This is a genomic window from Ruegeria sp. AE3 (genome assembly GCF_056542225.1).
This window is the reverse complement of the sequence record NZ_JBQFZL010000001.1, coordinates 265,408-288,706: the sequence shown is the minus strand read 5'-3', so window position 1 is coordinate 288,706 and position 23,299 is coordinate 265,408. Positions and strand designations below refer to the sequence as shown.

Below are 23,299 nucleotides of genomic sequence, written 5' to 3'. Positions count from 1 at the left end.
CTGCCGTCAGCCAGAGACGTCGACGACCTTCGGGGTCTGTTCTGTTACCAAGGCCAACACCCAGTCGTGAAACAACCGGGCAGCCGGATTGGCGGCGTTTGACGAGAGGTAATAGCCTTCGTTGCTGTCAACCGAACATTCATGCGCGCGTATGACCAGACCGGCGGCAATCGCATGAGTCGTCAGTAATTCGCTGACCAACGCGACACCGCTGCTGTGAACGGCCAGTTGCAGTGCCATCCCAAATGTATCGACAAAAACACCAGGTTGGCGGCGCAAGTCCTGTTTTTCAAACCATGTACCCCACCCACTTGATGTCCCGACAGCCTCAATCAGAGGCAGGTCAAACACACCGCCCGCGACCGTCGGGGATTTCACGGCAACCAGCCGGTCAGGCATCAGGCGGACAGCGCCCTGTCCCACCTGTTTCTTTGATCCGAACCGAACCTGAACATCAGCGTGGGATGCGTGGAAATCGTCGGGCCAGATCGCACTGAGAAGCCGGACGCGAACTTCAGGATGGCGTCTGGTAAAATCTGACAGATATGGGGCAATAACCCACTGGGCGATGCTAACAGACGTGGCGACAGTCAAGATGTCTCCGGACGCGCTGGCGTCCACGCGCCCGGCAGCCGCGGCAAGCGCTTCAAGCGCGCTGCCAACCTCGGGCAATAGTTTACGCCCCGCATCCGTCAGCGCCAAGCTTCTGGGGTGCCTCACAAAAAGAGCTGTCCCCAAACGCATCTCGAGCGATTTCACCTGCTGACTGACCGCCGATTGCGTCAAGCCAATCTCTTCGGCAGCCGCCGTAAAGCTAAGCGTTCGTGCAGCCGCCTCGAAGGATCGGAACCAGGTCAGTGGTGGAAGAGATTTACCCATTTGGTCAAGCTGTCCATTAATCTTTTTAATGGCAAAGCACATAATTCAATCATTTGTCAAAAACCCTGTCCGTTTTTAACGTTTGCGAGCGCGACAGGAGAGCTTTGATGCAACCGGAAATACGTAAGATCGTCACCTACGATGAGGAGGTCCTTGTCGAGGGCTTCCGAGCCGCCAAAACCCCATGGCGCATGTTTGCCGTGGCCGCAGTGGTTCACAACCCCTGGGCAGGACGGTTTGTGGAAGACCTTAAACCCGAGATACAGGCCTATGGCCCTGTTCTGGGTGAGATGATGACGAAACGTATGATCAAACTGGCCGGGAGTGGTGAGGCAATCGAAGCCTATGGCAAAGCCGCCGTGGTCGGGCTGAATGGTGAGGTCGAGCACGCTTCGGGCCTTATTCACACGTTGCGCTTTGGCAATCACTACCGTGAGGCCGTCGGTGCGAAATCCTATCTGGCGTTCACCAACACACGTGGTCCGGCAAATGCGCCGATCATGGTGCCGTTGATGGATAAAAACAATGCCGGGCGGAGGTCGCACTACCTGACAATTCAGTTCTCAATTTCTGACGCACCGCGCGATGACGAAGTTGTGGTCGTATTAGGCGCAGCAACCTCGGGCAGACCGCACCACCGTATCGGTGACCGTTATCAGGATCTCAAGGATTTGGGCCATGACCTGGACAACCCGGCCGCGGTCTGAGATCGGCGGGCTGGCGGCTATCCAGACTGGTTCGGGTCAGAATATCCTTCTGTTGCATGGTGTTGGCTTGCGGGCTGAAGCTTGGGGCGCACAATTGGACGGGCTTGAGTCCGAGGGTTGCATGACCGCTCCGGACATGCCCGGTCACGGAAACAGCCCATTAACTGACCTCAGCATCGGGCTTTCGGCGTACACCGAAGCGGCTCGGGGTGTTCTGGACTGCATGAGTGGAGCGGTCGTTTTGGTTGGCCACTCGATGGGGGCCATGATCGCGCTTGATCTTGCCACCAAAGCGTCACACCGGGTTTGTGGGGTCGTCGCATTGAACGCGGTTTTTGAGAGAGCCGCGAATGCGGCACAGGCCGTGCGCGACCGTGCGGCGCAGCTGGATGGCAAGACGATCGCTGATCCCACCAGCACATTGCATCGATGGTTCGGAGATGTCGCCTCGGCTGAGCGCGATGCCTGCCGTAGATGGCTGACGGCCATGGACCCGGCTGCGTATAAAACGGCCTATTCCGTCTTCGCCCACAGCCAGTGCCCCCGACGCGATGCGTTGGAGAAACTAAGCTGCCCGGCGCTTTTTCTAACCGGCAGTCTTGAGCCCAATTCAACCCCGGAGATGTCACGCGCCATGGCGGACGCCGCGATGAATGGGCGCGCGCAAATCATTGAAGGCGCTGCACATATGATGCCGATGACGCATGCAGATCAGGTCAACGCTGCGATTTCCAGCTTTCTGAGTGAGCTGCGCCCATGACCGCGCTTGATCCTCGTGACCTTCGTCGTGCATTCGGTCGGTTCATGACCGGTGTGACGGTTGTGACGACGTGTGATGACGTAGGCAATACACTTGGCTTTACGGCCAATTCCTTCACTTCGGTTTCTCTCGACCCGCCGCTGCTTTTGGTCTGTCCGGGAAAAAACCTGTCTTCTTTCGACGTTTTTGCAACCTGCGCCCGTTTCGCGGTGAACATTCTGGCCGAGGGGCAGGAAAACGTATCCAATACGTTTGCCGGGTTCAAAGGTGATCGATTTGCCAAAGTCGATCACTACTTTGATAAGAATGACGTCCCTTTGATCAGGGGGGCAGTCGCAACGTTTTCCTGCCGCACTCATCAGGTTGTCGAAGCCGGCGACCATTGCGTTTTAATCGGTCAAGTCGAAACGTATTCTCAGAACGATGCCACCGGACTTGGCTATGCGAACGGGCAGTATTTCAGCCTCGGGCTGGAGCGTGGCGCGCTGGAACCATCCGGGCGAAATGTGGTCTGTGGCGCGATCATCGAGCAGGACGAGCACGTCTTTCTGGAGAAAACAGATGCCGGTTTCCGCCCGCCGCAAGTTACGCTGTCAGATCGGCAAGATCTGCGAAGCAGCCTTATGCAGAACCTGACGGCAAGGGGTATCAATGCACACCTTGGCGTCGCGTATTCCGTCTATGACGATGCCACCACGCACCATGTTTACATTCTTGCGTCTGCGCCCGCCCTGCCCCGGCATGGCCCGTTTCACGCAGTCGCAACCAAAGACCTGGCGACCCTGCCTTACGCGTCAGCACCCATCGCCACCATGATGGCTCGTTTTGCGCTGGAAAGCCGAACCCGCAATTTCTCGCTTTATCTGGGTGACGCCCAGCGGGGCGATGTGCACAGCCTGTCGGAAAGGACCTGAGGAATGGAGTTTTCCCTTTTTGCCCATATGGAACGGCTGGGCCCCGAAGAGTCGCATGAGAAGTTGTATGAAGAGTTCATCGAGCTGTGCAAGATGGCTGATCAGGCAGGGATGCGTGCGGTCTGGACCGGTGAACACCACGGGATGGATTTCACCATCGCACCCAACCCGCTGATGTCGCTGGTGGACATCGCGCATCATACCAAAAACGTGCGCCTTGGCACCGGCACTGTGATCGCACCGTTCTGGCATCCGATCAAACTGGCGGGAGAGGCAGCCGCGGCGGATATCATGACCGGTGGCCGGATCGAACTGGGCATAGCGCGCGGTGCCTACTCTTATGAATATGAGCGGCTTATGCCCGGTCTGGACGCATGGACCGCCGGTCAGCGAATGCGAGAGATCGCTCCTCTGCTGCCCAAATTGTGGGAAGGCGACTGCGCGCATGACGGAGCGTTCTTTCAGTTTCCCGCCACCAGTTCGGCGCCAAAGCCGGTGCAGCTCGGCGGGCCACCCATCTGGATTGCCGCGCGGGATCCGAACAGCCACGAGTTCGGCGTTCAGAACGGGTTCAACATTCAGGTCACCCCGCTCTGGCAAGGCATCGAAGAAATCGAGACACTGATGACCCGTTTTGAGACCGCCTGCGCCAATCACGGCGGAGCGCGCCCCAAGATCATGCTGCTTCACCACACCTATGTCGGGCGCGATGACGCTGAACTGGATCAGGCTGCGCGGGATTTGTCCCGGTTCTACAACTATTTCGGCGCGTGGTTCCAAAACAAGCGACCAGTCCGACAGGGATTGATTCAGGCTCTGACCGAAGAAGAAATGGCAGCCAACGCAATGATGGCACCCGAAAACCTTGTGCGCGATCTGACAATCGGCACGGCGGACGGGGTAACAGAGCGTCTGAAACGCTATGAAGACCTTGGATATGATGAATACTCGTTTTGGATCGACAGCGGCATGAGCTTCGAACGCAAACGCGCATCGCTTGCCCGTTTCATCGACGATGTAATGCCAAAGTTTCAGTAAGGGGCCGCAATGCACCATAAGCCACATTTCCAGCTTTTTATCGACGGCACTTGGACCGAAGGGGCACGTGGGCAAGTGATGACCTCTTTGAACCCCGCGACGGGCGAGGAATGGGCCAGTTTCGCCTGCGCCGCACCCGAAGACGTAGAGCGCGCCGTTTCTGCAGCGCGCCAGTCACTTGACGATCCGGCGTGGCGGGACATGACGCAAACCGCGCGTGGCAAACTGTTGTTCCGGCTTGCGGAACTGATCGAACAGAACGCAGGACGCCTTGGCGAGGTCGAGACGAAGGACAGCGGCAAGCTGCTGGCGGAAACCGCGACCCAAACGGCTTATGTCGGCGATTATTATCGCTACTATGCGGGGCTGGCGGACAAAATCGAAGGCGCGGTCCTGCCGATCGACAAACCGGACATGCATGTCTTTACGCGGCGCGAGCCCATTGGCGTGGTGGTCGCAATTGTCCCCTGGAACGCGCAGATGTTTCTGACGGCTACCAAGCTTGGGCCAGCTCTGGCCGCGGGGTGCTCGGTTGTGCTGAAGGCATCAGAGATTGCGCCCGCCCCAATGCTGGAGTTCGCCCGCTTGATCGACAAAGCGGGATTCCCACCCGGCGTCGTTTCCGTCATTACCGGGGACGCAGAAAACTGTGCGATCCCTCTAACCCGGCATCCTGACGTGGACCGGATCGCGTTCACTGGCGGCCCGGAAACGGCGCGCCATGTGGTGCGCAACTCGGCTGAGAACTTTGCCGTAACCACATTGGAGTTGGGTGGAAAATCCCCGATCATAGTATTCGATGATGCCAATCTGGATGGCGCCGCCAACGGCCTGGTCGCGGGCAACTTCGGCGCTTCAGGTCAAAGCTGCGTCGCAGGATCACGCGGGCTGATCCATCGCCCCCTTATGGAATCCCTTATCGCCAAAATCGAAGAAAAGATGACGGGCATTGTCATCGGCGATCCATTGAAACCTGAAACACACATTGGCCCGCTGTGCACAAAAGCTCAGATTGTCAGAATTCAGGCGACGCTGGCCAAGGCCAAGGAACAGGGCGCACGTATTCGTTTCGGTGGCGCGCCACTGGATCGGTCAGGTTATTTCATGGCCCCAACGCTGGTGGAATGCACCAATGCCGAGACGGAGACCCTGAAGGTGGAAATGTTCGGCCCCGTCATGTCCTTGCTGCCCTTCGACACTGAAGAAGAGGCAATCGCCCTGGCCAATGACACGCCGTTCGGGCTTGGCTCGGGTATCTTCACCGAAAATGTCGCCCGTGCTCACCGTGTTTCATCACGCCTGAAATCGGGCATCTGCTGGATCAACACCTACCGCGCCATCTCACCCATCGCGCCCTTTGGCGGTTTCAATCAATCCGGTTATGGCAGGGAAGCGGGATTGGAGGCCATTCACGATTACACGCGAACCAAGACCGTTTGGCTGAATACATCGGACAAACCGATGTCGAACCCATTTGTTATGCGCTGAGGTGATCTGCAAGACGATCAACGATCACAACTGCACAGCAGCGCTGCCTTCCAGCCTTATCACTTGCCCCACTTTCAGCAGGATCAAGAGTGGGTGCGATTTGCTTGGGAAAACGCGATGATCGCATCAACCAACAGGTCAATCGTATCAACGGCTATTACGTCCGCGGCGACACTGTCGGCGATTAACGACAGCTCTGAACACGCGATAAGTTGCATATCTGCCCCGGCACCAATCAGTTCCGCAGATACGGTATTCAGAGTTTCGCGTGCCTCATTGTAAGGATCACCGGCCTTGATCCTGCGGATGGCCGCGAGCATCTTGCCCTCATCTGCTGGCCAGACAACTGACATTCCCCGCGCTTGAAACGCCGTGTCGAAAAGACCTACGCGCCGCAGCGCGGGCGACGCCAACATCCCGATACACCCACCCGGTCCGATTGTCCGGTCGGCACGATCCACTGCCAGTTCCACCATGTTCAACAAGGGAATAGTCGCGGCATCCGTAATCGCAGCAGCATAGTAATGTGCTGTGTTGCACGGCATGGCCAATGCCACAGCCCCGGCAGCTTGAAGACGACGTGCCATCGCGGCAAGCACAGGCCCCGGATCCTCGCCCGTTCCGTCAATCAAGTGAGCAATGCGAGACGGCACCTGCGGGTTCATATCGATCAACAAGGGTATATGGTCGCGATCATCGCTTGCCGGCACTGCCTCCACCAACTTGCGCTGGAGGAGGATAGTCGCCTCGGGACCCATGCCACCAAGAATACCGATCGGCGCCCGCGTCATTGGTCAGATATTGACCCAGCGGTTCTGATGGTCAAATACAAAGTCATACCCTCCCAGCGCCGCTGCACCGCCGGTATGCAGGAATACGACTCGCTGGTCCTGGAACTCGCCTTTGCGTGCAAGATCAATAAGACCTGCCGCACCTTTTGCCGAATAGCAGGGATCCAAAAGTATCCCCTCCAGCTCGGCAAACATCCGGATTGCCTCGATACCACTTTCGGTAGGCAAGCCGTAACCCTGTCCGACGTAATCTGTATTGGCCATCACGTCTTCGCGGTTCACGACGCCTGCGCATCCCAGCTTCTCGGCTGTTTTACAGGCTAGATCGTAAACCATTTGTTCCTGATTAGGCTGGGGCGCCCTGGTCCCGATCCCCAGAACCGGCACCTTCGCGTTCATGGCGCACATGCCGGTCACCAGCCCTGCCTGCGTTCCCGAAGAGCCGGTCGCGTGCACCAGCCGGTCAATTCTCAAACCGCGGTCGTTGGCTTGACCCAAAAGCTCAAAAGCTGCATTCACATAGCCAAGGGCACCTGTCGGGTTTGATCCACCACCGGGGATGACGTAGACGTTGCGTCCTTCTGCCCTTTTCTTTTCCGCTGCTTTTTCCATCTCGGCCGGCATGTCATGCCCGCCAGGAAATTTTTCGGTGGTTGCACCGTGCAGGTGATCCAACAGGACATTGCCGTTGGTGTTGTAGTTTCCGTCCTGATAACCGGTGCGATCTTCCAGCAGGATATGGCAATCAAATCCTAGCTTGGCTGTAAAAGCGGCTGTCTGTCGGCCGTGGTTGGTTTGTGTCGCCCCTTGCGTCATGACCATATCCGCGCCCTGCGCCTCGGCTTCGGCCATCAGGAATTCCAGCTTTCGGGTCTTGTTGCCACCGGTCGACATACCGGTGCAGTCATCGCGTTTGATCCAGATTTCCACCCCCAGTTCTTTGGACAGCCTCTTCATCGGCTCCAACGGCGTCGGCAGATGGGCAAGGTGCACACGGGGAAAGCGGGCGAGATGCATGTGGAGGCTCCTAACATTGACTTTTGGCAATTTATCATCGCTTGAACCGCGTATCTAATTCGAAATTCAACTCATAACTTGCATGAATTGCATATTAGAAATGCTTGGTCTATTTAAACCCCATGCGCTTGGAATGGATCGATGACATTTTGGCTGTTTTGGATGGCGGTTCGTTGACACGAGCCGCTGAAAAGCGGCTTCTCACTCAATCGGCCTTCACCCGGCGTATACGGCTTATCGAAAACAGCGTCGGAGCCACCCTGTTTGACCGCCGCCGCAAGCCCGTATCACTTATGCCTGGCATTCAGTCATTGGAGCCCGAACTGAGAGAGCTTAGTACGCGGCTGCACAAACTGCGACATGTGCTGAAGACAGCGAATGACCAAACCGGGAAGTCACTGTCGTTTGTGTGCCAACATGCTTTGACGACCACGATTTCGCCAAGGATCGTGCAAACGCTGACCGAGAATGACGATATCTCAATTCACGTGCGATCGGGGAACCAGGACGAATGTCTTTTGAACCTGATCTCAAAACAGGTCGATTTCGCGATCATGTATTCGGTTCCGGGCGACGAAATAAGCAGTATTGGTGACGCATTCGAAGCCAAGACACTTGGCACGGACACTTTGATTCCCGTTTGCGCGCCCTCTGTTCGCAACAAAATCACCATTGCGGCACTTCCGGTCATAGGCTATCCGCCCGATGTGTTTCTGGGTCAAGTTTTCGCTCGGAAAATCGCGCCGCGATTACCAGAGGAAACCACACTTGTGACCAGAGCTGAAACAGCCCTGACACTTGCGATGCAACAATATGCCATCAATGGAATTGGCGTTGCCTGGTTACCTCATTCCCTGGTTGCTGCGTCCCTGGCAACAGGTCAGCTTCAACGCGTTGACAGTACGCTTCCTTCACAGGAACTGACAATCAGGATGGTTCGTTTTGCGGTTGCTCAGTCCGAGTATTGTGAGCAAATCTGGCAAAGCTTTGATGCGCTTCCGCTCGAATTCGCCACGTTGCATTATTGATCTGACGTCGTAGCAAATCCCTTCCTGAACGCGGATGAGCGCGGCCCACGGCAGCGTACCTTTTTCTTAAGGTGAACCCGAGTGTTTAGCCCGCATCGGCACTTCCCGCGGGACTCTGACCTGAATGCGTCTCCGGTTACTCTGCCGCTGCTGTTACCCTGTCCGGTGCGGTCAACCGCTGCCATGCGTCGTACTGGGCCAAAAAGATTTGCCCGTTGAGGTCATCGAGGAAATGCGACTGTTTCAGGCGGTCCATGACGGGGCCTTTGACTTCGGACAAGTGCAGACCAACGCCCATGTCACGCAGGCGGTGGTTGATGGCCTCAAGGCTTTCGAGGGCTGAAAAGTCGACCTCGTTCACCGCCGAGAACATCAAAACCACGTTGCGGATTTCGCAGCCCTCGGTCACTCGCGCCTGGATCAGGTCTTCGAGGAAACGGGCGTTCACGAAATACAGGCTTTCATCCACCCGCAGCGTCACAAGTGACGGCTCGGTGTCGACTTTGTGGCGATTGATATTGCGGAAGTGCTGCGTGCCCGGCACAAGCCCGACCTCGGCCACATGCGGGCGCGAGGTTTTGTAGAGATGCAGAAGGATCGAAATCGCCACGCCGCTGGCCACACCGGTTTCGACCCCGGCCAGCAAAGTCAAAACGATGGTGGCGGCTACGGCGGTAAAATCGGCGCGCGAATATCCCCAGGTCTTTTTCAGGATCGACATGTCCACAAGGCTTAGCACCGCAACAATGATCGTCGCGGCCAGGGTGGCCTTGGGCAAAAAGTACACCAGCGGTGTCAGGAACAGCGCGGCAATCGCCAGACCACCAGCGGTATATATGCCTGCCGCCGGGGTTTCCGCCCCCGCATCGAAGTTCACGACCGATCGTGAGAACCCGCCGGTGACCGGAAAGCCGCCGGTAAACGCCGCGCCCAGGTTGGCTGCGCCCAGACCGATCAACTCCTGATCGGGGTCCACGCGCTGGCGTTTCTTGGCAGCCAGCGTCTGCGCAACCGAGATGCTTTCGACAAAACCGATGATCGAGATCAGGATCGCAGGCACCAGCAATGCACCGATGAGGTCCGAGGACAGCCCCGGCAAAGTCAGTGGCGGCAGGTTCTGAGGCACGTCGCCGACGATCTTGACGCCCTGCGCATCCAGCCCGAACCCCCAGACGACAACTGTGGTCACCACCACGGCAGCCACTGGTCCGGCCTTGGTCAGCACGTCAGCCAGCAAGGGCGTCACCCCCATGCGCCGCAACGCGGGTTTGAGGTTCTTGCGCACCCAAAACAGGAACGCAGTGGCCAGCACGCCGATGATTACCGTCAGCCAATTGGTCTGCCCAAGGTTTTCGAAGATTGAACCCAGCATCCCCGGCAGGGTATGCCCATGCGCGCTGACACCCAGAATGTGCTTTAACTGGCTGGTCGCTATCAGGACACCCGACGCGGTGATGAAGCCAGCGATGACAGGATGGCTGAGGAAATTGGCCAGAAAGCCCAGTCGAAAAACGCCCAGCAGCACCAGAAACCCACCCGAGAGGAAAGCCAGTGTCAGTGCCGCCACCATGTATCCAGCTGTGCCCTGCTCGGCCACCTGCCCCACGGCGCTGGCTGTCAGCAGCGACACAACCGCCACCGGCCCCACCGCCAAAGCCCGGCTGGTGCCAAAAACTGCATAAAGGATGATCGGTAGAATCGAAGCATAGATCCCGGCCTCAGGCGGCAACCCTGCCAGCAAGGCATAGGCCAAGGACTGTGGGATCAGCATGATCGTGACGATCACGGCTGCGATCAGATCATTCGACAGCGACGCACGTCTATACTGGCGACCCCAGTCCAGAATAGGAAGGAAACGTAAAAGGCTCTGCATGGGTTCACGTCCTGAGAAAGCGGCGGCCAGAGCGCGGAAGGCTCTGACCGCCATACCGTGGCCCGTCGCACATTTAGTGAAGGCGGGACAGGCCAGATCTAACACCGGTTCTTCCGGTGTCAGTTTCGAAGGGAGTTAATCGGTCGCCACCTTCAGTGGTTCGGGCTTGGCCAACCACTCTTTGCCCTTCAGCATCGCGGACCAGTAGATCGGCGGCAGCAGCTTCTCTTTCAACAGCCACGCCAACCGGCTGGGTTTGGTTCCGTCGATCAGGATTTTCGGGAAGCTGGGTGTCATCACCCCACCATAAGCGAACTCGGCCAGAACGATCTTGCCACGCTCGACCGTCAACGGGCACGAGCCGTAGCCGTCATAGGCGGCAACCGGGCCGCGGCCCTGAATATCTGCCACGATATTATCGGACACGGTCGGTGCCTGTTTACGCGCCGCCGCTGCGGTTTTGGCGTTGGGCGCGTTCATCACGTCGCCCAGCGACCAGATATTGTCGAAACTCTTGTGGCGCAGTGTCGCCTGATCAACATCGACCCAGCCCGCAGCATCCGCCAGTGGTGACACGCGAATAAAGTCCGGCGCGACCTGTGGCGGGCAGACATGCATCATGTCAAACTCGACTGTGACCAACTCGGGCTCGGCGTCCGGCATTTCAACCTTAAAGGTCGCTTTTTTCGCCGCCCCATCTACCGACACCAGATTGTGAAAGAAATTCAGCGAGGCGTCGTATTTTCTGACGTATTCCATCAGCGCCGGGACATAGTCCTTGACCCCGAACAGCACACCGCCTGCGTTCATGAACTGGATGTCGATATCCTTCAGAACACCGCGCCGGAACCACGCATCGCCCGACAGATATAGGGCTTTTTGTGGCGCACCCGCGCATTTGATCGGCATCGGCGGCTGCGTGAACAGCGCCCGGCCCTCCTTAAGCCCTTCGACAAGCTGCCAGGTGTAGGGCGCCAGGTCATAGCGGTAGTTCGAGGTCACCCCGTTGCGGCCCAAGGTTTCTTCCAGCCCTTCGACCGCGCTCCAGTCCAGCTTGAGCCCCGGAGACACGACAAGACGGTCGTATTTCACCACGCGACAGCCATCCAGAATAACGGCATTGTTCAGCGGCTCGAAGGCAGCAACTGCCGCCTTGATCCACTTCACCCCGCGCGGGATCAGGGATCCCATCGTCTTGGCGGTCTGTTCTGCTGAGAAGACACCCCCGCCCACCAAAGTCCAGCCGGGCTGATAATAATGCACGTCAGACGGATCAATGATGGCGATCGACAGGTCGGATTTGCGCGCGTGCAGGCTGGCCGCAGTGGCAATACCGCCTGCCCCACCGCCCACGATAACCACGTCGAAGGATGCGTCGCCCGTGTCGGTCGGCGTTTTCCCACCATTGGCAATGCGGCGTGCAACGCCGCTCATGTCATAACCGGCGACCTTGGTGGCTGACAGGATCTCGGATACCGGACGCTTGTGCGCCGCCTCGTTCAACGACCACAAAGTGGCCGAGCGCGTGCCGGTCCGGCAATAGGCCAGAACCGGACCCGGCAACTCGGTCAGCGCGCTGCCAAAGGCCTCGGCGTCCTCGTCCCTGACGATCCCGGTTTGCACTGGAACATAGCGCACCTCGAGACCCAGTTTCTCCGCTGCTACTTCGATTTCCTCGAATGTCGGCTGATCGGCACCTTCGCCATCGGGGCGGTTACAAATGATGGCACGAAAGCCCGCGCCTTTTATCGCCTCGATGTCATTTGGCGTAACCTGCGGCGACACCGAAACTGAGCCTGATATCTTTCTGATGTCCATGGGTGCCTCTTGCGTTCAGAGCTTGTTGACTGGAACTTTGAGCATCTGGTTCCCATCCTGGTCCGTTGGAATGCCGCCCGCCCGGATGTTGACCTGAATAGAGGGTACGATCAGCGTTGGCATCGCCAGCGTCGCGTCGCGCTCGGACCGCATCTTGATAAACTCGTCCCTAGTCTTGCCACCACCCACATGAATGTTGTGGGCCTTCTCCTCGATCACCGTGGTTTCCCACTGGATGTCACGCCCGTTGGGACCATAATCGTGACACATGAACAGCCGGGTTTCGTCCGGCAGGCTGAGCACCTTGTGGATCGAGTCAAATAATGTCCCCGCGTCGCCACCGGGGAAATCGGCCCGCGCCGAGCCACCGTCAGGCATGAACAACGTGTCGCCCACAAAGGCTGCATCCCCGACAACATGCACCATGCAGGCGGGTGTGTGGCCCGGTGTATGCATGGTAAAGGCGGTCATGTTGCCGATCTTATAGGTCATGCCATCGACGAACAGGGCATCAAACTGGCTGCCATCCCGCTGAAATTCGGTGCCTTCATTGAAGATTTTGCCAAACACGTCTTGCACGATCTTGATGTTTTCACCGATGCCTATCTTACCGCCCAGCTTTTGCTGGATGTAAGGCGCGGCTGACAGGTGGTCGGCATGGGCGTGGGTCTCAATGATCCATTCCAGCTTGAGCCCCCTCTTTTCAACCTCGGCAATCAGCATGTCGGCATGGCCAAACGTAATGCGGCCAGCGGCATAATCGATGTCCATGACACTGTCGATAATCGCACAGGCATTCGAGGTCGGGTCTGCAACGATATAACTGATTGTCGCGGTCGCCTCGTCGTAAAAACCCTGGACATCGGGCTTCACGCTCAGATCCACCGGGTAGCTGTCAATCGGCGTCGCTATCGCGTCGGCCATCTTTTGGTTGTGTATCTCGATAGACTTCTGATCATTCATGATCTTGCCTCCTAACTGGCGCGGATCCGTTACCCGTTTCCGCCGCGTGTCATCATCATTTCGTGGACGGCGTCCATGCCGCGATCCGCCATCGCGCTCACTTCGGCCGCATGGATATGCATGGCTTTGGCTATTTCCGGATCGTCGGATGTTTGCATCACTACGATCCCTTCGGATGTCACTTCGATGTCTGAGGTGATCTTGTCGCCATGGTCGAAAAATATGTCGAGGGTCGGGCTCTGAATAATGATCATTGGATCATCCTTGCGGCCCACCCGATCGATCATCCCGGCAACATGGGAGATCAGAGCATCCATGACATCCGGGTCGGAAGATCGTGTGACAGTGCGAATACCGTTGGGAAGGTTTTCAACCTCGCGTGTGATCGTATCGAAATTGCGGAACATCACAGCCAGCTCGGCGCTTTCCTCGGGCGTCGCGTTCTCGCCCCGCAGCCCCGGCATGTTGACCTCGTCGTGGCCTTGCCCATCTGCACCGTGACGATGCTCTGCCCTTTCACCGGCCATGCCCTGGCGATGCCCGTGCCCGGACATCAGAAAGATGTAACTGCCAGCCGCGCCGACCAAAGCAGCAACAAGCAACGCAATGGCGGTGCCGCCGAATGTCCGGGCGTGTTTGCGCACATCCATCTTCTCCTCCTCCGTTTCTGCCAGCCCATATCCGGCCTTCGCGTGAGACCTGCAATCACCTTGGCGGCATGAAAAGTTGAGGAGTAAGTATAACTTTGAAACCCCGACTTCAGTGACAAAGTCACGAAACCGGAAAATTTCCCGAAATGGTCAGGTGCTTTGAGCCAACTGTTCCAAAGCCGCCTTGTTGGTTATCGTAATGCGCCCCCGCGATTGGGTAATCATCTCGCGTTTTTGAAAGTCCTGCAAAATCCGCGATACGACTTCACGCGCGGTGCCCAGTTCGCTGGCGAGTTGCTGATGCGTCGCCTGAATGTCTTCCCGACCCCCGGACAGAACCAGAAGGCGTTCAGCAAGGCGAATATCCAGGTGCCCGAATGCCACGTCATCGACTACCCGCAACAGATCAATCAGCCGGCGCGAGTAGGCCTCGAACACAAACTCACGAAATGCGTCTTCCTCCGAGACCAGACGATCGAAGGCATGTTTCGGCAAGATCACCGCCGTTACGTCGGTTTCGGCAATACCTTCAGCGTTATATGCTTCTTCTGCCAGCATGCAGGCCGTCGTCAGCACACAGCTTTCCCCCGCCTCGACCCGATAGAGCACGATCTCGCGGCCCGAATCCGAACTTTGAGAAACGCGGATCCGTCCGTCATACAAGAACAATAGGCTGTCGGGAACGTTGTCAGGGCCGAATACCTGAGCGCCTTTTGGGCACCGCACAATACGGGCCGCCGTACGTAACCTTTCACGCACAGCCTTCGGAAGGCGGCTTGTCCCGTGAAATCGCTCAGTCCAGTCCAAAATTGTCATCTTGCGTTGCGCATGGGTGCCACAATGCCCTCCTCAATCGGCGCGATACGGTTCAACAACTCGTTTCTGTTTGAGGCGATGTCAGCCAGCGTCAGATCATAAAGCACAGCCATGAAAGCCCCCGTTGCCTTTTGGATCGCTTGAGACAGTTTGCATATCCCGATCAAAGGGCAGGTGTTTTTTTCAGGGTTAAAGCATTCGACCACATCCAGGGGGCCTTCGGTCAGGCGAATTACATCGCCGATTTTGATCTGTTCCGCCGGTTTGGCCAACCGGAAACCGCCGCCTCTGCCGCGTGCTGTTTCCAGATAACCGGCCCGACCCAACTCATGCACGATTTTTACGATATGCGGCCGGGCAAGGCCGTGCACCCTCACGACATCATCAACGCGAATGCGATCCGGAGCTTTGAGCGCTGCCAACTGCAAAGACCGCAGCGCATAGTTGGAATAGGATGTCAGTTTCATGCGTACCTCCGGCAAAAGCTCTAGGCACAATATAACTTACTTTCAATTTCAGTGTTTTTTCACTGACCGGGTGTTTCGCTGAATGTGAAATCAGGCCAGCCTAACTGAACTTCACATGGACTGGGTGGATGACTGGGACGCAGCGTACATCGCGTCATCTCTGGTCGGGATGCTGTCGGCATCCGACCGGAACGGCAGCACAATTCACTGCAAAAAACTCAGAGCAAAGACGGTATGAGTGGCGGGGAGACAGGGATTCGAACCCTGGGGACGCTCTCACGCCCAACGGTTTTCAAGACCGCCGCATTCGACCACTCTGCCACCTCCCCGTCGAAGGCAGGGTCTAAGCGCAAGTTCTGCCAGAGGCAAGTCGAAATCGGGATTTCTTGCCGAAGCCCGCGCAGCGGTCTTTCCATGACTCTTCAGCCGCGTTATGATCCCCGAAATAGACCGAAACAGGCTGGCAAGCAGAACCAGCAGACCGGCAGCGGGGTTCCGAGAACGAGACCCCTTCAGGCAAGGGATAAGCAGATGAAGCGAGCGATCATGACACGCCCGGGACCGAAACGGTTGGCGTATCTGGCGTTGACTTTGACAGTTCTGAGCGGGTGTGAGGACATTCTTCAAGAGGCTGAAAAACCTGAAGAAAACTCAAACAAAACCGAACTCCTTCCCGAGGCGGCTTCGAGTTCGCAGCGTGACGTCGAAGCCCCTGATGTTTTTCAGGTCACCGAAGCGGGGCTTTGGGATGGCAGACCCTCGCTGGGCGGGATCTGGGTCGCGTACCCGGATGTTTCACAGCCCGAGCGTGTCGTGATTACGAACACTACGAACAACAAGTCCGTAACAGGGGCCCTGTTCCGACGTGAACGCAACCTGCCCGGCCCGGCACTTCAGGTGTCATCTGCGGCTGCGGAACAGCTCGGAATGCTGGCGGGCGCGCCGACAAAGGTCAGTGTCGTCGCTCTGCGCCGTGAAGTTGTAAAGGAATCACCACCAGAGGACGCGCCCAAACCGGAAGACGAGGCGGCGGATACGGTTGCGGTGTCGGATGCCGCAGCCACCGACGATCCATCCGCGGCAGATAGCGAAAAACCGGCCAAGCCGAAATGGTGGCAAAAGAAGGCGCCAGCGGCAGCAGCTGGTACAGCAGTGGTTGCGGCGGAAGCGGCAAGTTCTGCCAACGAAGCGACCGAAGGTACGGATACGACCACCGACGCGGCATCAGCCACTGAGGATCCGACAGAGCCCGCTGAAGAAAAACCCGCCAAGCGGAAGTGGTGGCAGAAACAAGAGCCAGCAGCGGCGGCTGCGGGAGCCACCGTGGCTGCGGCGGATGTCGCAACAGACAGTGTGGATGTGGCCGCAGAAGTTGCGGCGGCCGCAGCTGCACCGGCGTTGTCCGATGCGCCTGTCGAAGCCCCCGCTGAAAAACCCGCGAAACGAAAGTGGTGGCAAAAGAATGACCCCACTGAAATCACCGAAACGCCGCTGGACCCCATCGAAGGCGCGGCAGCCGCGATTGACGCGACCGAAGCGATTCCGACCGCGGCAGCAGCAACAGGCGCTGCGTCTCCGCTGAGCAAACCATTCGTGCAGATCGGGACATTCAGCGTCGAAGCAAATGCCAATGCCGCTGCTGAGAAAGTGCGCCGGAATGGCATGTCGACTGTTGTGCGGGAACTGAAAACCGAAAACAAAACAGTATGGCGGGTCCTGGTTGGCCCTGCCACAACCCGGGCCGAACGCAAAGCCATTCAAAAAGATGTAAAGGATCTTGGTTTCAAAGATGCGTTCACCGTGTCCGACTGATACAGGGAGGCATAACATGCTATCCTCATTGCGAGTTTCTGTTCTGGCCTTTGGGCTTGCCGTGCTGGCAATCCCGGCTCAGGCTTTTGATACATCCGCCCGCGCGGCATATGTGATCGATCAGACCACCGGTACGGTGCTTTTAGCAAAAGACGCTGATCAACCCTTGCCGCCTGCATCCATGTCCAAGCTCATGACGCTGTATGTTGCTTTCGAAGCGCTGCGTGACGGAAGACTGACGCTGGACGAAACCCTGCCCGTGTCTGAACACGCGATGAGCTATGGCGGCTCGACCATGTTTCTGAACACGCAGGACCGGGTTCGGGTCGAGGACCTGCTGCGCGGCATCATCGTTCTGTCAGGCAATGACGCTTGCGTGGTGCTCGCCGAGGCGCTGAGCCCCGACGGGACAGAGGCCGGGTTTTCCCGATACATGACCCAACGCGCCAAGCAGATCGGTATGAACAACTCGAATTTCGCGAACTCGAACGGTTGGCCTGCCGCCGGACATATGATGTCGGTTCACGATCTGGCGGTTCTGGCCGACAGGCTGATTACCGACTTCCCCGAATATTACCCCCTGTTTTCAGAAGAGGAATTCGAATTCGATGGCCGTGCGCCATCGAATGCCCGTAACCGCAATCCGTTGCTGAAACTGAGCATCGGCGCGGATGGCCTTAAAACCGGCCACACGCAGGAGGCCGGATACGGCCTCGTCGGCTCCGCCAAACAGGGCGACCGCCGTGTCATCTTCGTCCTCAGCGGGCTGGACAGCACCGGCCAACGGGCAGAGGAGGCTGAGGCCGTGGTTAACTGGTCGTTTCGAAATTTTGTCGAGAGGACAGTTGCCAACGCGGAAACGCCGATAGCTGAAGCCAAGCTGTGGATGGGCGAGAAAAAGACCGTAGGTCTTGTACCTGACGGCGATCTGACGGTTCTGTTTCCAGTTCTGGGCACACAGAACGTCAAGGCCGAAGTGGTCTATCAGGGTCCCATCAATGCGCCGGTCAAAAAAGGCCAGCAACTGGCCGAGCTTGTCATCAAGCCTGAAGGATTGCCGGAAATAAGACGTCCGCTGGTGGCAGCGGAAGACGTTGCAATTGGTGGATTTGTCGTTCGTATGCTGACCGTTGGTGGCATTGTTCTGAAAGACGTGATCAATAACCCGCTGGAGTCGATGTGACCAGGGCCGGGTTATTTCTGACTTTCGAAGGCATTGACGGATCAGGCAAGTCAACTCAGGCGCGGATGCTGGCAGATCAACTGCGCGCGCAGGGTCATGAGGTCGTTTTGACGCGTGAACCGGGCGGCTCGCCTGGCGCGGAAGAAATTCGTAGTCTGGTGTTGGAAGGTGATCCCGACCGCTGGTCGGCAGAAACGGAAATTCTGCTTTTCACGGCCGCCCGCCGCGACCATCTGGAACGTACGATCGAACCCGCGCTGGCCGCAGGGCAAGTCGTGATCTGCGACCGTTTTGCCGACAGCACACGCATGTATCAGGGCCTATCGCGGGGAGATCTGCGCGGCCTTGTTGATCAGCTGCACAGCCTGATGATCAAGCGCGAGCCTGACTTGACGCTGCTGATCGACATGGACCCCGATACCGGCCTGTCCCGCGCCAAAGGGCGGCAAGGCGCGGAAGAACGGTTCGAAGATTTCGGCCCGGACCTGCAAAAGAAAATGCGGGCGGGCTTTCTGGCGCTGGCCCGTGAGTTTTCTGACCGTTTCCGCGTTGTGGACGGCAACCGGGACATGGACAGCGTTGCACAGGATGTGACAGAAATCGTCCAGGCTGCACTGCGATAGACGATGAATGACGAAATCCCCTCTCCGGATCAGGTGCCTGGTGCGCCGCATCCCCGCGAGACCGCCCAGCTTTTTGGTCAGGATGCAGCGGAACAGGCGTTTCTGACCGCCTTCAACTCGGACCGGCTGCACCACGGCTGGTTGCTGACCGGGCCGCGTGGTGTCGGCAAGGCGACGTTGGCATGGCGGATTGCGCGGTTCTTGCTGGCAACACCTTTGGCAAACGACGGTGGGCTGTTTGGCGCGCCGCCACCGCCAGAGACTCTCGACATTGATCCCAACCACCCGGTGTCACGTCGCATACTGGCCGGGGCCGAGCCGGGATTGGCCGCGATAGCCAGGTCACTGAATGATCAGGGGCGGCTGCGCAACGAAATCGTTGTGGACGACATCCGAAAGCTGGGAAAGTTCTTTGGCCTGTCCTCTGCCGATGGCGGGCGCCGGGTCGTAATCGTGGATTCGGCGGATGAGATGAATGTCAGCGCCGCCAATGCACTGCTGAAGATGCTGGAGGAGCCTCCGGCGCGCACCACCCTTTTGCTGGTATCGCACCAACCCTCGCGCTTGCTGCCAACCATCCGCTCTCGTTGCCGTACCCTACGTCTGGGGCCGCTGAACGCTGGGGATATGCAGGACGCGCTGTCGCAAACCGGGACGACCTTACTGGCGCACCCCGAATATCTCGCCGCATTGGCCGCTGGCTCGGTCGGGCACGCGGTTCGCCTGATCAATCTGGGCGGACTTGAAATCTATGCCGAACTGATTGCCATTCTGGGCACCCTGCCCCGTCTGGACCGGCAGCGCGCACTGGCCCTGGCCGAGGCTGCAGCACAACGCGGCGCGGCCGAGCGCTTTGATCTGCTGCTGACACTGATCGATGTCGCCTTGTCTCGGCTGGCCCTGACCGGGGCAACCGGTGCACCACCGTCCCCCGAAGCCGCCCCGAACGAAGCTGAAACGCTGGTCAGATTGTCGAATTCTACGGATCAGGCTCGTCGATGGGCCGAAGTCGCCGCGACAATCACAGCCCGCGCGCGACATGGTCAGGCGGTGAACCTTGACCCTGCCGCTCTGGTCCTAGATACGGTGTTCAAGATACAGGAAACCGCCGGCCAGGTCAGATGAGCGACATCCCCCAGATCACCGACAGTCATTGCCATCTGGACTTCCCGGATTTTGACGGTCAGTTGAGCGACATCATTTCGCGCGCGGCCGAGGCTGGCGTGACCCGGATGGTGACGATTTGCACCAAGCTGCGCAATGAACCCGCGGTCCGTGCGATTGCCGAAGCCCATGCGCCGGTATTCTACGCTGCAGGGACCCACCCGATGAGTGCCGCAGACGAGCCTATGGTCTCGGTCGATGAATTGGTCGCATTGGCACAGCACCCGAAATTTGTGGGCATCGGCGAATCCGGTCTGGATTACCACTATACAGCCGATAGCGCAGAGCTTCAGAAGCAGTCGCTGCGCATTCATATCGAAGCCGCCCAGCGCACAGGGTTGCCTTTGATCGTTCATGCCCGCGCCGCAGACGACGATATGGCCCAAATTCTGGCCGAAGAGTATCGCAACGCGCCCTATTCCTGCGTGATGCACTGTTTCTCGTCCTCGGCCGAGTTGGCCAAGGCCGCGCTGGATCTGGGGTTTTATCTGTCCATGTCCGGCATTGCGGCCTTTCCCAAAAGCCAGGAGTTGCGCGACATTTTCGCAAGCGCGCCAGTGGATCGCATTCTGGTGGAAACTGACGCGCCCTATCTGGCACCGCCCCCTTATCGTGGCAAGCGAAACGAACCGGCCTATACCGCACATACAGCCCGAAAAGGGGCCGAGCTGTTCGGGCTGGAGTATCCGGCTTTTGCCGCCCAAACTCAGGCGAACTTTGACCGGCTGTTCAGCAAGGCGGCAACGTACAGGGCCGCTGCATGACCGAATTGAGATTTACCATTCTGGGCTGCGGATCGTCAGGCGGCGTACCCCGGTTGGGTGGTCACTGGGGTGATTGCGACCCTGCAAACCCCAGGAACATTCGCCGACGCTGTTCCCTGCTTGTCGAGCGTGACGGTCCAGGCGGCACAACCTCCGTGTTGATTGATACGACCCCGGACATGCGCAGCCAGTTGCTGGACGCGGGCACCGGGCGGCTTGATGGTGTGGTCTATACACATTCTCACGCGGATCATGTCCATGGAATCGACGACCTGCGCATGATCGTGTTCAACATGAAAACCCGTGTTCCGGTCTGGGCTGATGGTGATACTCAGAACGCCCTGCTGGGGCGGTTTGGATACGCCTTCATTCAACCCGAAGGGTCACCCTATCCTCCGATCCTCGACCTCAAATCCATCGAAGGGCCGTTCGAAATCAACGGACCCGGCGGTTCCATTCCGTTTCGACCGTTCAAGGTGAACCACGGCTCGATAGATTCTCTGGGCTTTCGTATGGGGCAGCTCGCCTATTTGCCGGATGTTGCCGAAATTTACGACGCAGCATGGCCTGAAATGGAAGGGTTGGAGTATCTCATTATCGACGCCCTGCGCCGAAGCCCTCATCCCACACATGCACATCTGGAAAAAACGCTGGAGTGGATTGGAAAGCTGCAACCAAAACAGGCGATACTGACCAACATGCATATCGATCTGGACTATGCGACCGTCGATGCAGAAACTCCGGACAATATCACCCCCGCCTATGACGGGATGGTGATACATCACGCGTTTCAGGCCCCTGTTCCTTTTGCATAAGATATCGCAGCTTGGCAGCTGCATGGGGGCCAAATGCTGCAAAGCCTGATTGACGTCATTCTTCCTGTCTTTCTTGTGATCGGCGCCGGTTACACGGCAACACGAACAGGTTATTTCAAAGAAAACCATGTCGACGGGCTGATGAGATTTACGCAAGGGTTCGCGATCCCATGCCTGTTGTTTCTGGCCATCGCGCATCTGGACCTCAGCGCCAGTTTCGATCCCCGGCTTTTAGCCAGCTTCTATTCCGCCGCTGCCTTGTGTTTCACCACGGGTCTTTTTGGTGCGCGCATCATTTTCAACCGCGAATGGGAAGACTGCGTGGCAATCGGGTTTTGTTGCCTGTTCTCAAACTCGGTTCTGCTTGGATTGCCGATTACCGAACGCGCTTATGGTCCTGAGAACCTGACAGGCAACTATGCGATTATCGCCTTCCATTCCCCGTTTTGTTACGGCGTAGGGATCACGGTGATGGAGGTTGTCCGCAATCGCGGAAACGGTGGCGCGCGCATGGCACGTTCTGTTCTGTCTGCAATGTTCAAGAACGCGCTGATCCTTGGTATTGCACTGGGGTTCGTGGTCAATCTGTCCGGTTTGACCATCCCGGCTGTGGTGGACGAAGCCCTTGGTCTTATCACTCGGGCCGCCCTGCCCGGCGCCCTGTTTGCACTGGGCGGGGTACTGGTCAAATACAAACCCGAAGGCGATCTGCGAACTATCGCCTTTGTTTGCGCAATCTCGCTGATGCTACATCCCAGCCTAGTGTGGATATTCGGCAAGTCCACGGGGCTGCCGCAGGACCTTTTCCGCTCGGGGGTGTTGAACGCAGCCATGGCGCCAGGGTTTAACGCCTATATCTTTGCCAATATGTATGGCCGCGCCAAGCGGGTCGCAGCTTCTTCTGTTCTCATTGGGACAGCCACATCCATCCTGACTGTCTGGCTTTGGCTAACGGTTCTGGGCTAACAGTAGTGTTGACTTCAGTTCGCACAGAGGCACGTAACGCATATCGTGTCAGGAGATCCAAATGCCACATGCCATCATCGTCGCACATGGCCAGCCGTCCGATCCAGAACCGGCTGAGGCTGCTTTGGCTGCGTTCGCGGCTACGGTCGGCGCCCTGACCGAGCATGTAACGGTGCATGCTGCAACTCTGGCCGCGCCCGGCGCGTTCGAGGCTAAACTGAACAGCCTGCCGGAAAACACGGTCATCTATCCGCTTTTCATGGCAAACGGATGGTTTGTCACCAGCGCACTACCCAAGCGATTAGGGGATCACAAAGCGCGCATTCTAGACCCATTGGGTGTTGACCCAGAGCTACCGGCATTGACCGCGCACGCCCTGCAATCCGAGTTGTCCCAAAGGAATTGGGCAACTGCGTCGACCGATCTGGTCATTGCCGCCCATGGGTCGGGGCGTAGCCGAAACCCGTCGGCCGTGGCTCTGGGTTTCGCATCGCAGCTTCAAGAAATGCTGGCTTTCAAATCTGTCCGCGTTGGGTTTGTTGAAGAACCGCCATCCATTTCCGAAGCCGCGACTGGCATGGGGGCTCAGGCGCTGTGCCTTCCGTTCTTTGCCTGCACCGGGGGGCACGCAGTGGACGACGTGCCCGCAGGGTTGAGCCAAGCAGGCTTCGAAGGCGTCCTGCTGCCAGTGGTTGGGGAACTGCCACCCATCCGGCACCAGATTGCCAAGCAGGTAACGAAGGCCGTTCAGCTCGCGTAAAAA

Annotated in this window: 23 protein-coding genes and 1 tRNA gene; 14 read left to right on the top strand and 10 right to left on the bottom strand. The window is 57.9% G+C overall.

The genetic code is table 11. The features are described 5' to 3' along the window. Positions 1–6: 6 nt before the first annotated feature. On the bottom strand, positions 7–879 hold the full coding sequence (locus ACR0NZ_RS01445; RefSeq protein ID WP_480516455.1) for a LysR family transcriptional regulator: 873 nt from the start codon (positions 877–879) through the stop codon (positions 7–9). 107 nt (positions 880–986) lie between these two features. Here ACR0NZ_RS01445 and ACR0NZ_RS01440 point away from each other — a divergent pair, with 107 nt between their 5' ends. The 5 genes from ACR0NZ_RS01440 to ACR0NZ_RS01420 are packed head-to-tail and all read left to right on the top strand — an operon-like array spanning position 987 to position 5,786. Next, a complete protein-coding gene (locus ACR0NZ_RS01440) occupies positions 987–1,586 on the top strand; it encodes an amino acid synthesis family protein (protein ID WP_480516453.1) in 600 nt (199 codons plus the stop codon). Beyond that, entirely contained in the window at positions 1,558–2,346 is a 789-nt protein-coding gene (locus ACR0NZ_RS01435; protein WP_480516451.1) for an alpha/beta fold hydrolase, read from the top strand. The genes ACR0NZ_RS01440 and ACR0NZ_RS01435 overlap by 29 nt, the downstream gene beginning before the upstream one ends. Further along, positions 2,343–3,260, top strand: a complete 918-nt coding sequence (locus tag ACR0NZ_RS01430) for a flavin reductase family protein (RefSeq protein ID WP_480516449.1) — start codon at positions 2,343–2,345, stop codon at positions 3,258–3,260. The genes ACR0NZ_RS01435 and ACR0NZ_RS01430 overlap by 4 nt, the downstream gene beginning before the upstream one ends. Positions 3,261–3,263: 3 nt before the next feature. Next, a complete protein-coding gene (locus tag ACR0NZ_RS01425; RefSeq protein WP_480516447.1) occupies positions 3,264–4,298 on the top strand; it encodes an LLM class flavin-dependent oxidoreductase in 1,035 nt (344 codons plus the stop codon). Between the two features lie 9 nt (positions 4,299–4,307). Then, a complete protein-coding gene (locus ACR0NZ_RS01420; RefSeq protein ID WP_480516445.1) occupies positions 4,308–5,786 on the top strand; it encodes an aldehyde dehydrogenase in 1,479 nt (492 codons plus the stop codon). 83 nt (positions 5,787–5,869) lie between these two features. Here the strand turns inward: ACR0NZ_RS01420 and cuyB are convergent, their stop codons facing one another. Next, positions 5,870–6,577, bottom strand: coding sequence for a cysteate racemase (gene cuyB, locus ACR0NZ_RS01415; RefSeq protein ID WP_480493545.1), 708 nt, complete (start codon positions 6,575–6,577; stop codon positions 5,870–5,872). A 3-nt stretch (positions 6,578–6,580) separates the two neighbouring features. After that, positions 6,581–7,594, bottom strand: coding sequence for a D-cysteate sulfo-lyase (gene cuyA, locus ACR0NZ_RS01410; RefSeq protein WP_480516443.1), 1,014 nt, complete (start codon positions 7,592–7,594; stop codon positions 6,581–6,583). Between the two features lie 122 nt (positions 7,595–7,716). Here cuyA and ACR0NZ_RS01405 point away from each other — a divergent pair, with 122 nt between their 5' ends. Then, positions 7,717–8,622 carry a LysR family transcriptional regulator gene (locus tag ACR0NZ_RS01405; RefSeq protein WP_480516441.1) on the top strand — a complete coding sequence of 302 codons (906 nt, stop codon included), beginning with the start codon at positions 7,717–7,719 and terminating at the stop codon, positions 8,620–8,622. A gap of 136 nt (positions 8,623–8,758) precedes the next feature. On the opposite strand, the gene ACR0NZ_RS01400 is transcribed toward ACR0NZ_RS01405, so the two are convergent. From ACR0NZ_RS01400 to ACR0NZ_RS01370, 7 genes are all read right to left on the bottom strand, one after another. Next, entirely contained in the window at positions 8,759–10,495 is a 1,737-nt protein-coding gene (locus tag ACR0NZ_RS01400; RefSeq protein WP_480516439.1) for a SulP family inorganic anion transporter, read from the bottom strand. Between the two features lie 135 nt (positions 10,496–10,630). Beyond that, positions 10,631–12,313, bottom strand: coding sequence for a bifunctional protein tyrosine phosphatase family protein/NAD(P)/FAD-dependent oxidoreductase (locus ACR0NZ_RS01395; protein ID WP_480516437.1), 1,683 nt, complete (start codon positions 12,311–12,313; stop codon positions 10,631–10,633). A 15-nt stretch (positions 12,314–12,328) separates the two neighbouring features. Beyond that, positions 12,329–13,213, bottom strand: a complete 885-nt coding sequence (locus ACR0NZ_RS01390) for an MBL fold metallo-hydrolase (RefSeq protein WP_480517726.1) — start codon at positions 13,211–13,213, stop codon at positions 12,329–12,331. A 92-nt stretch (positions 13,214–13,305) separates the two neighbouring features. Further along, a complete protein-coding gene (locus tag ACR0NZ_RS01385; RefSeq protein ID WP_480516435.1) occupies positions 13,306–13,926 on the bottom strand; it encodes a hypothetical protein in 621 nt (206 codons plus the stop codon). Between the two features lie 150 nt (positions 13,927–14,076). Next, entirely contained in the window at positions 14,077–14,742 is a 666-nt protein-coding gene (locus ACR0NZ_RS01380) for a Crp/Fnr family transcriptional regulator (RefSeq protein WP_480516433.1), read from the bottom strand. Next, positions 14,739–15,209 (bottom strand): Rrf2 family transcriptional regulator, encoded by a 471-nt coding sequence (locus ACR0NZ_RS01375; protein WP_480516431.1) that lies wholly within the window; start codon positions 15,207–15,209, stop codon positions 14,739–14,741. Before ACR0NZ_RS01375 ends, ACR0NZ_RS01380 begins: the two co-directional genes overlap by 4 nt. Positions 15,210–15,448: 239 nt before the next feature. Further along, positions 15,449–15,538: transfer RNA gene (locus ACR0NZ_RS01370), tRNA-Ser, on the bottom strand. A gap of 217 nt (positions 15,539–15,755) precedes the next feature. Here ACR0NZ_RS01370 and ACR0NZ_RS01365 point away from each other — a divergent pair. The 8 genes from ACR0NZ_RS01365 to ACR0NZ_RS01330 all read left to right on the top strand — a co-directional run bounded on the left by ACR0NZ_RS01365 (position 15,756) and on the right by ACR0NZ_RS01330 (position 23,296). After that, positions 15,756–17,021, top strand: coding sequence for an SPOR domain-containing protein (locus tag ACR0NZ_RS01365; protein ID WP_480516429.1), 1,266 nt, complete (start codon positions 15,756–15,758; stop codon positions 17,019–17,021). Between the two features lie 16 nt (positions 17,022–17,037). Beyond that, positions 17,038–18,204, top strand: a complete 1,167-nt coding sequence (locus tag ACR0NZ_RS01360) for a D-alanyl-D-alanine carboxypeptidase family protein (RefSeq protein WP_480476144.1) — start codon at positions 17,038–17,040, stop codon at positions 18,202–18,204. After that, positions 18,201–18,827, top strand: coding sequence for a dTMP kinase (gene tmk / locus ACR0NZ_RS01355; protein ID WP_480476142.1), 627 nt, complete (start codon positions 18,201–18,203; stop codon positions 18,825–18,827). Before ACR0NZ_RS01360 ends, tmk begins: the two co-directional genes overlap by 4 nt. 3 nt (positions 18,828–18,830) lie before the next feature. Beyond that, positions 18,831–19,952: a DNA polymerase III subunit delta' gene (locus ACR0NZ_RS01350; protein WP_480516427.1), complete on the top strand. Its 1,122-nt coding sequence runs from the start codon at positions 18,831–18,833 to the stop codon at positions 19,950–19,952. Beyond that, on the top strand, positions 19,949–20,755 hold the full coding sequence (locus tag ACR0NZ_RS01345) for a TatD family hydrolase (RefSeq protein ID WP_480516425.1): 807 nt from the start codon (positions 19,949–19,951) through the stop codon (positions 20,753–20,755). The genes ACR0NZ_RS01350 and ACR0NZ_RS01345 overlap by 4 nt, the downstream gene beginning before the upstream one ends. Continuing rightward, positions 20,752–21,570 carry an MBL fold metallo-hydrolase gene (locus ACR0NZ_RS01340; RefSeq protein ID WP_480516423.1) on the top strand — a complete coding sequence of 273 codons (819 nt, stop codon included), beginning with the start codon at positions 20,752–20,754 and terminating at the stop codon, positions 21,568–21,570. Before ACR0NZ_RS01345 ends, ACR0NZ_RS01340 begins: the two co-directional genes overlap by 4 nt. A gap of 33 nt (positions 21,571–21,603) precedes the next feature. After that, the gene (locus tag ACR0NZ_RS01335) at positions 21,604–22,536 is read left to right on the top strand and encodes an AEC family transporter (protein WP_480476134.1); all 933 of its coding nucleotides are present in this window, start codon (positions 21,604–21,606) and stop codon (positions 22,534–22,536) included. 61 nt (positions 22,537–22,597) lie between these two features. Then, the gene (locus tag ACR0NZ_RS01330) at positions 22,598–23,296 is read left to right on the top strand and encodes a CbiX/SirB N-terminal domain-containing protein (RefSeq protein WP_480516421.1); all 699 of its coding nucleotides are present in this window, start codon (positions 22,598–22,600) and stop codon (positions 23,294–23,296) included. Positions 23,297–23,299 lie beyond the last annotated feature (3 nt).